The organism is Chloracidobacterium sp. (genome assembly GCA_015075585.1).
Lineage (GTDB): Bacteria > Acidobacteriota > Blastocatellia > Pyrinomonadales > Pyrinomonadaceae > OLB17.
The window spans coordinates 81,636-94,042 of sequence record JABTUB010000001.1 but is presented as its reverse complement, the minus strand read 5'-3'; the positions used below and the strand labels follow the sequence as shown (position 1 = coordinate 94,042).

Annotated in this window: 9 protein-coding genes and 1 tRNA gene; 2 read left to right on the top strand and 8 right to left on the bottom strand. The window is 54.8% G+C overall.

The window, feature by feature from the left end; genetic code table 11:
• Positions 1-16 precede the first annotated feature (16 nt).
• A complete protein-coding gene (locus tag HS105_00460) occupies positions 17-496 on the top strand; it encodes a GNAT family N-acetyltransferase (GenBank protein MBE7515074.1) in 480 nt (159 codons plus the stop codon).
• Between the two features lie 90 nt (positions 497-586).
• Here HS105_00460 and HS105_00455 read toward each other — a convergent pair whose 3' ends face one another.
• The 8 genes from HS105_00455 to HS105_00420 form a co-directional block, all read right to left on the bottom strand.
• Positions 587-2,350, bottom strand: coding sequence for a M20/M25/M40 family metallo-hydrolase (locus tag HS105_00455; protein MBE7515073.1), 1,764 nt, complete (start codon positions 2,348-2,350; stop codon positions 587-589).
• A gap of 73 nt (positions 2,351-2,423) precedes the next feature.
• The gene (locus HS105_00450) at positions 2,424-3,008 is read right to left on the bottom strand and encodes a hypothetical protein (GenBank protein ID MBE7515072.1); all 585 of its coding nucleotides are present in this window, start codon (positions 3,006-3,008) and stop codon (positions 2,424-2,426) included.
• A 174-nt stretch (positions 3,009-3,182) separates the two neighbouring features.
• The gene (gene topA, locus HS105_00445) at positions 3,183-5,747 is read right to left on the bottom strand and encodes a type I DNA topoisomerase (protein ID MBE7515071.1); all 2,565 of its coding nucleotides are present in this window, start codon (positions 5,745-5,747) and stop codon (positions 3,183-3,185) included.
• A gap of 348 nt (positions 5,748-6,095) precedes the next feature.
• Complete coding sequence (gene dprA / locus HS105_00440) at positions 6,096-7,214, bottom strand: DNA-protecting protein DprA (protein MBE7515070.1); 1,119 nt, start codon at positions 7,212-7,214, stop codon at positions 6,096-6,098.
• A gap of 23 nt (positions 7,215-7,237) precedes the next feature.
• A tRNA-Sec gene (locus tag HS105_00435) sits at positions 7,238-7,335 on the bottom strand.
• Between the two features lie 26 nt (positions 7,336-7,361).
• A complete protein-coding gene (locus tag HS105_00430) occupies positions 7,362-8,513 on the bottom strand; it encodes a M20 family metallopeptidase (protein ID MBE7515069.1) in 1,152 nt (383 codons plus the stop codon).
• Positions 8,514-9,485, bottom strand: coding sequence for a S1/P1 nuclease (locus tag HS105_00425; GenBank protein MBE7515068.1), 972 nt, complete (start codon positions 9,483-9,485; stop codon positions 8,514-8,516).
• Positions 9,486-10,025: 540 nt separating this feature from the next.
• Entirely contained in the window at positions 10,026-10,760 is a 735-nt protein-coding gene (locus tag HS105_00420) for a hypothetical protein (GenBank protein ID MBE7515067.1), read from the bottom strand.
• A gap of 169 nt (positions 10,761-10,929) precedes the next feature.
• Here HS105_00420 and HS105_00415 point away from each other — a divergent pair, with 169 nt between their 5' ends.
• Positions 10,930-12,393: an MATE family efflux transporter gene (locus HS105_00415; GenBank protein ID MBE7515066.1), complete on the top strand. Its 1,464-nt coding sequence runs from the start codon at positions 10,930-10,932 to the stop codon at positions 12,391-12,393.
• The last annotated feature ends 14 nt before the right edge of the window (positions 12,394-12,407 follow it).

Genomic DNA, 12,407 nt, shown 5'->3' with positions numbered 1-12,407 from the left:
CGATAATATCCTGAGTATGGAAAAGGTTCAGATCAGCCTGATCAATGCCGAGAGCGGCGACACGATCGACGATGCCCGCATGATCTTTCGTGAGTACGAACGCTCGCTCGGCATCGACCTGTGCTTTCAGGATTTTGAGAACGAAATGGCGTCGCTGCCGGGCAAATACGCACCGCCCGACGGAAGGCTCATACTTGCATACAAGGGCGGCGAAGTGTTGGGCTGTATCGCGATGCGTAAGATCGGCGACGGTGTTTGTGAGATGAAGAGGTTATATGTGCGCGAGAACGCCCGCGGCACCGGGCTGGGCAGGATGCTTGTCGAAAAGATCATCGCCGAGGCCCGCCTCGCGGGTTACAAAAGGATGCTGCTTGATACTTTTCCGCAAAAAATGGAGGCAGCGGTCGCGTTGTACCGCTCATACGGATTCGAAGAGACCGAACCGTATTACAAAAATCCTTATCCGAACGTCCTCTTTATGGCGAAGAAACTTTAGGCATAAACACCGCCGATGTTCAGGCTGCCCTGAGGAGGAAAGGCCGCCGGCGGTTGCCGGACGGCCTATTCTCGTAATACCCGTACCCGATCATTTGGTCGGTATCTTCTCATCCATCATCGCGGTCTGATAGACGAATGAGGCAACGATGATCGCCATTTGCTTCATATCATCCGCTTGGATGCGGTCATAAACGTCCATATTCGAATGATGCGTACGGGTGCCGTATTCGACATCATCCTGTATGAACTGGAAGCCCGGCAGCCCGATACCGTCAAAGCTGAGGTGATCGGTGCCGCCCGTATTGCTGAGCGTCAGCGTGTTGGCCGCATAGCTCGTGTCCTTGGTCGGGTCAAAGTCCTCCTTCCACCAGGTCGGCCGGCTGAACGGCTCAAGCCATGTGCGGAAGATCGGCCGGACGTTGTTATTGCCCTGCAAATAGACACCGCGGAGCTTGCCCGTACCGTTGTCGATGTTGTAGTAAGCCGACAGTTTGTCGTATTCGGGAAGTTTGGTCAGCGGAAGCGTCGCCGGATTCGGCCCGCCGAAGAATGGCGTATTACCGTCGCCGCGATACCCGAAGTGCTGTTTTACATAAGCACGCGAACCGAGCAAACCCTGCTCCTCACCCGTCCACAGAGCAACCCTGATAGTACGACGCGGCTTTAGGTCGAGAGCTTTTAGTATTCGCACCGCTTCCATCATTACCGCACAACCTGCCGCATTGTCGGTCGCACCAGTGCCTGACTGCCACGAATCAAGATGTCCGCCAAGCATCACGAGCTGATCTTTGAGATCACCGCCCGGCAGCTCTGCGATGGTGTTGTAGTTGTTCAGGTCCTCATCCTGAAACTCGACAGCAAGATCGACGGTCATCGTTACTTTCTGGCCCGCATCGATCATTCTGACCAAGCGATTGTACTGTTCGGCGGCGGCACTGATCTGGATCGGAACGACCGTGCCCTTGTCGTAAAGCCTTGCGGGCGGCCTCGGTTGTTCTCCGGCGGCAGGCGGCGGAGGCTGAACGGCCGTCGCCTGCTGAACAAAGATGGTTCCGCCGTCGCCGCGTCCTGCATCTACCAAGACGGCTGCGCCTTCATCAACCAGAAACCGCATCCTTGCGTTGTTGAACTGCATCATCTGCCCGAAATTCCGCGGCATATTGAACCCGGGAGCCTGTATCAATGCCGGATCCTGGGCATTTGCCATATCGAGAAGCTGTGTGTCGGTCCAACGCGTGGCCTCCGGTGCAAAGTGTGCTTTTAAGTCGCGAATAGGGCCGACCAGCACTATCTTGCCCTTCAGCTTGCCCTTGTACTGTGCAAGCTCCGCTTCATTCTTGGCATCAAAGTGAACGACCTCGCCGGTGTATGCAGTGCTCGTGGGAGCCGCCGGTGCGGCGGCCTTTTTCGATGCCTTTGCTTTAGGGTCAACTGCCGGAGCAGGAAAAAGCGTGTCGGTTCCGGGCGTCCATGCCTTCGGATATGCGATCAGCGGGAACGCCGTCGGGCCGTCAACCATCGCGGAGAATCGTTTCAGTGTCCAGCCGCGGCCGAATGGCCCCCACGCCTCCAAATGTGCGTTCTCGAGGCCCCATTTAGCCATCGTGTCGCGCGTCCATTCATTAGCACGCTTCAAGCCCGGCGATCCCGTAAGCCTCGGGCCGTTCACATCCGACAAGTAGCGGACGATGTCCATTACCTGCGAACGTTTCGTCCCTTCTTCCTTAATGCGGGCGATCACCTCTTTCGGTGCGGCATATATCGATTTTGCGGCCGGGGCCTGCGCAAGCGCGACCGTCGGAAGCAGCATTGCGCAAAGCGAAATTGCGCCTATGAACTTACGTCTAAGCATCGTTTTGGTACTCCTTGAGTGATATCTGTCAAAAGATCAACTAGATTAATACCGTACCGGCGCGGAAAAGGTTTCAAACTATAGTTGACCAGGTTAGCGTGAATGCTGGCGGCACGTTCTTAAGCACAAGCGGACTTCGGCGTGAGTGGCCATAGCGGTTGCGCATAAATTCGCGCAGTTTGATCGCCGGAGGAAGATAGTAGCCATGTGCATACTGGAATATGCGAAGCTCGCAGCCGTCTGCCATAAAAAGTTCCAGTTCCTTGAGGATACTGTCGCTGATCTCCTTCGGCAGCGAAACGAAAGGCAGGCAGCAGACCAGATAACGCACCTTGCCGAGGCCGTGCTGCTTGTGGATCGAGTAAGCTTCGGCGGCGTTGCCGCTGATCACGTTCATATCCGGCAGCGTCTTGTTGATCATCTTTACGAGCCGTTCGTCGAGCTCAAGCCCGAGGTATGATTCGCGATTAGGAATAATGTCGGCAAGGAACCTCGTTATCGCGCCTGTACCGACACCGAGTTCGAGGACAATGTTGTTCTCATCGGGTGTGATACCACGCAGCATCTCGGCCGCAAGCTCCGGCGAGCTGGGCGTTATCGCACCTACCTTTAACGGATTCTTCAGGAACGCATGAATAAAGTGTAGCTTTTCTTTCATTGCCGGACAGCCTGCGGCCGAACCGTTCTGCCGGGTCGCGGCCTATTGTAAAATCGAGCTTATAACGACAGCAATTTTATAACCACAATTATCATTTTGGCAATAACGCGCGTTCAACCTCTTTAGTGTCGGCCATTTCCGGCGGGAACGGTTTCGGGCGTTCATCCGATCCGATCACTTGCCCTTGCGTCTTGCCGCGGTCTTCGAAGCGGATCTGCCGGCCGCCGCCTTTGTCTTCTTTGCAAAAGCATTCGGCACTGCGGCCTCGATCAACGCCTTTACTTGCTCAAGCGTCAAGGCTGCTGCATCTTCTGCCGTAGGGCGTGTGCCGTCCGCCTTTTTTGGAAGTGAAATGGTCTTTTTGCCGAATTTGACGACAGGGCCCCAACGAGCATTTTCAACCGATATCTTCTCATCTTCCCAGCGTTGGATATAGCGATTTGCCTCTTTGCTGACCTTTGCTTCGATAAGTTCGTTCATCTCGGCCTGGGTCAGCTCAGACAGTTGGTAGCGGCGCGGCACGTTGATGAACATACCGTCCCATTTAATGAACGGCCCAAAACGTCCCGTTCCTTTTGTGATCGGCTTGCCGTCATACTCACCGACAGGAGCATCAGCCGCTTTCTTTGCCCTTATGTAGCTTATCGCTTTTTCTGCATCAACTGTCGTCAGGTCTGTGCCGCGCGGTATAGGGACAAATTCATCGCCCCATTTTACGTACGGGCCAAATCGGCCGACGCCAACGGACATATCCTTGCCTTCAAAACTGCCCATCGCAGACTGGAGTTTGAAGAGCGTCAAGGCCTCTTCAAAAGTGATCGTCTCAATACTTTGTCCCGCGGGGATCTTTGCAAACCTCGGCTTTTCTTCATGATCGACGATGCCGATCTGTATTATCGGGCCGTAGCGGGCCATCCGTGCGATCACAGGTTTGCCGCTTTCCGGATCAGTGCCCAGCAGCCGCTCGCCCTTAACACGCTCAGCGGTCTCGATCGTGCTGTCAACGTGTTTTTTGAAAGGGGTGTAAAACTCCTCGATCATCTCATTCCATTGCAGTTTGCCGCCGGCGACCTCGTCAAACTCGCCTTCGATCTTGGCAGTAAAGCCGTAATCCATGATGTCGTCGAAATACTGCTTCAGGAAATCCGTAACGACCAGGCCAAGGTCCGTCGGGAACAGCTTTGATCTTTTCGCACCCGTGGTCTCCGAGCCGTCCTGCTTGCTGATCCGGTCATCTTTTAAGACCAGTATCCTAAAGGGCCGCTGTACGCCGTCCTTATCTCTTTTCTCGATGTAGCCGCGTTTCTGGATAGTGGATATCGTCGGTGCGTACGTTGACGGACGGCCGATGCCAAGCTCCTCAAGTTTCTTTACCAGAGAAGCTTCGGTATATCTCGGCTGGGCACGACTGAACCTTTCCGTTGCCCGCAGCTCGGACAGCGGCAAAAGCTGCCCGACGGCCATCGGCGGCAAAAGCCCCTCTGATGATTCTTCGGGTTCGTCCTCGTCCTTACCTTCCCTATAAACTTTCAGAAAGCCGTCAAATTTCAATACTTCGCCCGATGCGGTCAGTTCTTCCTTATTCGTTGAGATCTCGATGCTGACAGTGGTCTTTTCAAGTTCGGCATCGGCCATTTGTGATGCCATCGTCCGCTTCCAGATGAGTTCGTACAGCTTTTGCCACTCTTCGTCCCGGATGGTTGCGGCGTTCGCGTTGGTGGGGCGAATTGCCTCGTGTGCCTCTTGTGCGGATTCATTCTTGTTCTTGAATTTGCGTGCTTGATGATACTGACTGCCGTAAAGGCTGCTCACCGTATTCGCAATTTCTGCGAGGGCGGTCGAACTCAGGCTTACGCTGTCGGTTCGCATGTAAGTGATATGCCCGTTCTCATAAAGCTTCTGGGCGATAAGCATTGTCTTTGCAACACCGTAACCAAGCTTTCTAGAGGCTTCCTGCTGAAGGGTCGATGTTGTGAACGGCGGAGCGGGCGAGCGCTTGCCCGGCTTTACACGCACATCAGCCACTCTATATTGCGCGCCGGCACAGCTCTGCAGGAACTTTTCCGCATCGTCGGCACTGTCCTGTTTCTTGCCCTCAGCCTTGAAAGTTACCGGCTTCCCCGTAATGTCATTTGCCGTAAAAATGCCTTCGATCTTGAAGTGGCTGACAGGCTGAAATGCGTTGATCTCGCGTTCACGGTCGGCGATAAGGCGTACCGCAACGCTCTGTACGCGTCCGGCACTTAGGCTTTTATTACTTGTGCTGATCTTGCGCCAGAGTACGGGGCTAAGCTCAAAGCCGACTATCCGGTCAAGTACGCGGCGGGCTTGCTGCGCCATTACGAGGTCCATGTTCACCGTACGCGGATTTTTTACAGCCGCCTCGATGGCCGGTTTGGTTATCTCGTGAAAAACGATCCGCTTAGTAACACGCGGATCGAGGCCGAGCACCTCACACAGATGCCAGCTTATGGCTTCGCCCTCGCGGTCTTCGTCAGTTGCGAGCCATACTTCATTCGATCTTTTTGCCAAAGATCTCAGTTCATTCACGACCTTGTATTTTTCTTCAGGAACGATATAACGAGGCTCGAAATCATTTTCGATGTCAATGCCCATTCCTGTTTTTTCCAGGTCGCGGATGTGGCCATAGCAGCTGTTCACCTGAAAATCATTCCCGAGGATCTTTTCTATGGTCTTGGCCTTTGCAGGGCTTTCGACTATTAGCAAATTCTTTGACATAGCTTGGTTCGGTATTTAGCAAAGCCCTTTTTCCGGCAGCTTTGCTATTACTAAACTCTTTTCAATCTTGAAAAAAATAGTCAGAGCAATATATGCTCTGACGTTCTGACTTCTAACACCATATTGTTGCCGCTGTCAATAAGCAACGCGAGTTGACCGGTGTTTCGGACCGGTCCGCATAAATTTCATTTACCATTTCATGGTGCTTTGTCCGCCCGGATCAGATACCCAAGGCCCGCGGCCTCGCCCGAAACTGTGCCTGCCGCATTGCTCAGAATCCTCACGCAGCGTGGTTTCGCAAGTATTCTTCGCCCGAACCTGAAATATGTCAACAGGGGAGTGCTCGTCTCAGCTTCTCCGAGCGTAGTTCTTGCCGGGAAGGACGCGGATCAGATCGCGAAGGTCGAGGCCGACAAGGGCGGAGTTTAGGTCGCCGAACGAGAGTTCGGTGGCTTCGAGCAGCACGTCGATGTGCGTCGGCTCGTCTGCACTGAGGGCTTTCCAGACGGCCTGTTCGTGTTCGTTCATATCGAACGGAAGGCTCGGTGACCGTTCGGCCTCGGTCTGCCGTTCGATCCGCGGCGGCAGTATCGCTGCAGCGATCTCGCTCGGCAGTTCCGCTGCGACGTCCTGCCACTGCTGCACGAGCTTGGCTCCGCTCTTTATAAGATAATTCGTCCCAAAAGAATTGCCTGAAGTGATGTTGCCCGGAATAGCCATTACCTCGCGGCCCTGCTCTGCGGCAAGCCGTGCGGTTATGAGCGAGCCGCTGCGTTCGGATGCCTCAACGATCAGAATGCCGTAGCTTAGGCCGCTGATGATGCGGTTGCGGTAAGGAAAATTGTCCTTCAGCGGCGGTGTGCCGAGCGGGAACTGCGTGATAAGACTGCCGCCCGCAGCAAGTATGTCGCGGCTGAGGCCGTTATTCTCGCGCGGATAGATGCTGTCGAGGCCTGTTCCCATAATGGCGGCCGTACGCCCCTGACCCGCGAGCGCACCGCGATGCGCAGCCGAATCTATCCCGCGTGCAAGCCCCGAAACGATCGTCACGCCGCGTGAAGCAAGGTCGCGTGCGATCATCTCGGCCGCGTTTTGCCCGTAGGTCGAGCAGTTTCGCGAACCGACGATACCGACGCACGGGCCGTCGAGGCACGCCTGCCAATCGCCTTTGACATAAAGCACGGGCGGCGGATCGTCTATCTCGCGAAGCAATGCCGGATAGCTGCCGTCATCGAGTATCAAGACATCGCCGCCAAGCTCACGCACCTGCTGAAGCTCACCTGCCGCACGATCTCGAAACTCATGCTTTATGATGCTGTCAACAGTTTCCGGCCGCAGCCCCATCGACTCGAGCTGTGAGCGCGCGGCACTAAAAACGCCGTCGGGCGAACCAAACCGCTCAAGCAACTTTGTCGCCGCACGCGGCCCGATACCCGGCGTCATATTTAATGCTATCCAGTCCTTCATCCCCGATCTTGCTGACGTGCGGTTGGCGGAGGCGTGTGGGAGTCGAACCCACCTAACGACGCTCTCACGCCGTTACAACGGTTTTGAAGACCGCGCCCATCACCGGACAGGCCGCGCCTCCGCAAAAATCCGGCCGCAGGCCGAAAGCTATTCTGCCGCGCCGTCATCTGCAAGCAGAAGTGTCAGAAGTGTTGCACGCTTTGCGATATCGGCGACCTCGATATACTCATCAAGAGTATGAGCACCGTTACCTGCAACGCCAAGCCCGTCGAGCACCGGAATGCCCATTGCCGCGATGAAATTGCCGTCCGAAGCGCCGCCGACAGACGTTTCACCGAGCGAATAGCCGAACGATGCCGCAAGGCCGCGGGCATGCGCGAACAATGCTGCAACTTCGGGCGTACGCTCGAGCGGCGGGCGATTGATGCCGCCGAGAATATTCAGCTTCACGCTCTCATTCGGGGAGGCGAGCGAGCGGATAGCCGCATCTACACGTTCAGCCTCAACGGCAGCCGCAAAACGTACATCAATATCACACGCGGCAAATTCCGGTATGACGTTGGTCGCCGTTCCGCCGCTGAAGGTCGTAACATTCACGGTGGTACCTGCCGAGGGCATCGCCAAAGCATGTATCTCGCCGACGAGGCCTGCCAGAGCCGCTACGGCATTCGCTCCCTTTTCAGGCTCAAGCCCGGCGTGTGCGGGCGAGCCGTGTGCCTCAATGCGATATACTCCCGTACCTTTGCGGCCTGTTTTTACACATCCGCCGGCAGACGGTTCGAGAACAAAGCAGCGCACCGCCCCCTTTGCTTCGCGCTCGGCGATCGGCCTTCCGGTTTGGCTGCCTACCTCTTCATCGCACGTAAGCACAATGGTTATCGGCGTCGCCGGCATGGTGCCAGATGCGGCAAAATACCGCAACGCCTCGATCATCAGGACGACACCGGCCTTCATATCAAAGATGCCGCAGCCGTAGAACCGCCCGTTCTCGATCCGCGTCGGATTCGCTCCGTTCGAGCCTTTCGGATGAACGGTGTCAGTATGTCCGAGCATCAACGTCCTTCCCGCACCGGCACGCTCGAACGCCCGTATGATCAGATGTTCGCCATCCTTGACCGCTATACGCTCTGCGGTCATATCCGCACCGATGCCGGCCGCCATCTCTTCGACAAGGTCGGCCGCCATGCGGCTCGAGCCCGAGTCGTGCGAAGGTGATTCGACATCAACGAGCCGACCGATCGCATCAACGATCGCCGCTTCGCGTTCGCGAAAGTATTCGAGCACTCCTGCAGCGTCCATTTACTTCGGCGGTGCAGGGCTTGGCTTGGCGAACACTTCGTTGAACAAGGCCGCCATGCGGTAGCCCGCAAGGGCGAGCCGCTTTTCCGATATCTCGAATGCCTTCTTTTTGTAACCGTCCGACGGCAGCGAGAAGAACCGAACCCCTCGATAAACTTCCTGCTGCGAGATTTCGAGGCTTTCCTTTGCCCACTGGCTAAAGTTGTCGGCGGCGAGCTCACCTTTCATCTTGTCGTATGGATACATCTTCATTATCCTTTCGCCTATCGGATCGAGATAGTCGCTGTCGCAGACATCCTTGGTATTCGGCTCATACCGCATGAGGATCGAATCCCAAAACCAGTGAAGGTTCAACTCCTCGGCCCTTGGCGTACCCTTTGGCGTGAGCAGAAAACGGTTGCCGCCTTGGTCACCTTTGGGCGATGAATTAGTCACTCTGCCCGATGCATGCAGCGGCTGGTGTATGTCGCCGATTATGTGTTCAAGCCACGCGATCGCAAGCGCCTTGTCTGCCGATGATGCCGCGGAAGACCGTATGACCTCGCTGAAGTCCTTCAGCTTCTGCAGGGCAAGTCCGTTCGGTGCAAGGTCTGTAACAGGCACGGCCTTGCCGTCCTCCCATTTCCAGAACGTATCGCTGTAATGCCAGCTCGAGTTGTGATATTTCTCTGCCCTGACCTTGAAACGCTTATCACGAACAATGTCGGGCCACGTCGCCGCCGTCATAAAGAAGTCGAGCTGGCGCGACTCGAGCGATCGTGAGCCATAGTTCGCGAAAAAGGTCGCAAGCTGCGAGTCTTCCGGCGCATCGAGCAGTATATTTATCACTGCCGCCCGCGTCTCCGGCGTCATCTGCTGCCACGCAATGTAGGCTGTCGTTTTGTGGCCTGCATCATCCCAGCCGAACGCCGCAGGTGCTGAAATGGTGATCAAAAGGAGAATAACGGTGAATATGTTCGATCGTAGCCGCATAGTTGGTACCTCTCTTGTCGGTCTAATGACTGATATTATCGGAATTATCCGATATTGCGAAATTGTTGGCATTAGTGTTTTTGCTGTCAAGACAACTAAAGTTCGATCTTTCTCATCCCAGAGATGCAAAAAGAACGCGCCGAAGCGTTCTAAGCAATGGAGGGACGCGGAATGCGTCAAAAAATTTCAAAAATGTACGCAGTTTTGGAACAAAATGCCATTGCGAAGCGTCTAATAGATAGGACGCAGGGTGAATTCGGGGCTAAGATCGGGATCTTTGGTAAGGTCTTCGGTTGCTGGCACAAAGAATTGAGCCGCCCATTCACTTCGAAAAGAGTTTCGTATCGTGTTTGCACAGAGTGCGGAGCACGTACAAAGTTTGACATTTCAAACTTCAAAACATCGGGGATCTTTTATTATCCCCCTTCGGTGTCCGCTCGGCCGTAACTTGTGGCGGATTCATAATACCCTGTCTATAATACCTACCAAACAAACCTACCGGGTGCGGACTTACAAAAAAGGCCGCACCCTTTCTCTTAGCTAATAGATAAGATACGCATCATAGACCCAGCCTGTCATGCCTGAATAAGATGCCTGACACCATCGGCCGGGACGTTTTGACCCTTCCATCACAGGGCCGCATACTCCGACGCGGATCGTCGCCCCGTGAGGGATCTTTGCTATACGGTCGCCGATCTGACTGCTCGGCAGCGTCCTGAGGGCTAGAAATCCGTCGCCCGGCGAGTTGACGCGAGCCGTCCGATCCATCGGCAAGCCGCCCGGGCCGGCTGTTGTTGAGTTCGCAGGGCTGCCGTTCTTGCTTTGTTCCTCGATCTGCTTTTGCAGATTCGCGATCTGTTTTTCGAGGTCACTTGCCTTATCGGGCGTGGTGCTTGGGCTTGGATTGGGCGTCGCCGTGTTCGTCGGCGTCGGTGAGGTGTTCTTATTCTGTTCCCCGACACCGAGGCCTGAAAGTTTATCGAGATTGAAATAGATCAATGCCCCGCCTGCCGCAACGACGATCAATCCCAGGACCGCGAGAATTGCCAGCACCGCTAATATCTTCTTACCGCTGCCGGCTTTCTTTTGATGAATCGGCGGCGGCATATTCAGTTGCGGGTCCGATAGCTGCGGTATATCGACGCGCATACGGTCATTCGGGCCGCTAAACACCGTTGCGGTTTCGGCAGTATCGACGAGCGGGGTTCCGTCGGTCAAGCAGTACCGAAGTGTTTCGTCTGTATAGGTCGTATGACAAGCAGGACACTCTCGCATAAACGCCGTCTTGGATGAGTCCTTAGGATATCACAAGACCCTCGGCCGGCTTACACTGCCTTGCTCAGGTCAACGGCAATCGGTTAGAGTTTTTCTAAGTTCGTTGTGAAAGGCTCTGTCCGGCTGGCCGCTGCAGAATTGATCACAGTTCGCCCGTGCATCTGTAATTATGTCCGATCTTTCGGCTGCCGCCGTTGAAAATCAAGAGCTTCGCGAATCTGCGGAACAACGGAAAAGGCCGTCAAAATATGATCCTTCGATCACCGAAGGCCCGCTCGGGCGTGCTGTTTGGAACATCGCTTGGCCCTCGATGCTGACCAATATGATCGGCGGCCTTCAACTGATGGTCGATCACATAATGGTCGGCCATTTGATCGGCTTTCGGGCTAATGCTGCGATCGGCGTCAGTAATCAGATCATTCTGGTCGTAATAGTTTTTGTTGCTTCGATCTTTGCGGGAATGAATGTCCTCGTCGCGCGTTTTGCCGGTGCCCGCAATGAGGAAAAGGTAAACCGAACTGTCTATCATGCATTTCTTACGACAGCCGTCCTGTCCCTTTTCATACTCGCACCGCTTGGATTTCTTCTTTCGCCGTATCTGCTCGACCTCGTGAATGCCGACCCGACGGTCAAAACAGAGGCATTGCCATTTTTGCGGATAACCTTCGCTTTCAACATAGGGCTTCTTATCTTCTTTATGCTGAGCGGAGCACTGCGATCGGCAGGCGATGCCAGAACGCCGATGCAGATCGGAATTGTGATGACCGTCTTGAATATGATCCTCAACATCATCTTCATAAACGGATTCGGCCCTATACCGTCATTCGGTGTCGCCGGTTCGGCAATGGGCTCGGCCATTGCTTCGGGTTCGGTCGGTATCTGGTCTTTGTGGAGCCTCACAACGGGCCGCTGGGTCGTCCGTTTTCCAAGAGGCATCGGTTGGGGGCCGGATTGGCAGATCATACGGCAGCTTTTCCGCTTTGGGCTGCCGACCGGCATTCAAGGTATTGCAATGAATATCGGCGGTGTTATGATGCTGTCATTTGTAGGCTCGCTTGCACAGAGTGCCGCTGCTCAAGCCGCGTTCGCGGTCAGCTATTCACAGCTCTTTTCACTCGTAACATGGACATCCGTCGGGCTTATGGGTGCCGCGGCGGCCGTCGCGGGACAGAACCTCGGTGCAAAAAAGCCCGACCGCACTATATCCGCCGTTAACATTGCGGCAAAATTTGCATCACTCGGCTCGATCTTCGTAGGAATATTCTTTTTCTTCTTTCCGGAACAGCTTCTGTCGATCTTTGGTATGACCGACCCCGAAGCCGTATCGCTCGGAGTACATCTACTGCGTGTCCTCGCATTTTCAGGCCTGTTCGTATCGGTCGCTCTGACGTACACCGGCGGGCTTCAAGGTACCGGTGATACAAAAAGCCCTCTCTACATCTCGATAATTTCGCAGGTCGTCGTGCCGGTGGGCATCTGCCTTGTGATACGAGAATTAGGGACGCTTGCACCGATGCATATCTGGTTGTCGATACTCATCGGCCACGTTATCCGATGTGTAATGAGCGTTGCCATATTCCGACAAGGAAAATGGCGGAATATCAGCGTCGATATACACACGACGCGTGCATAAAAATAGGCCCTTCC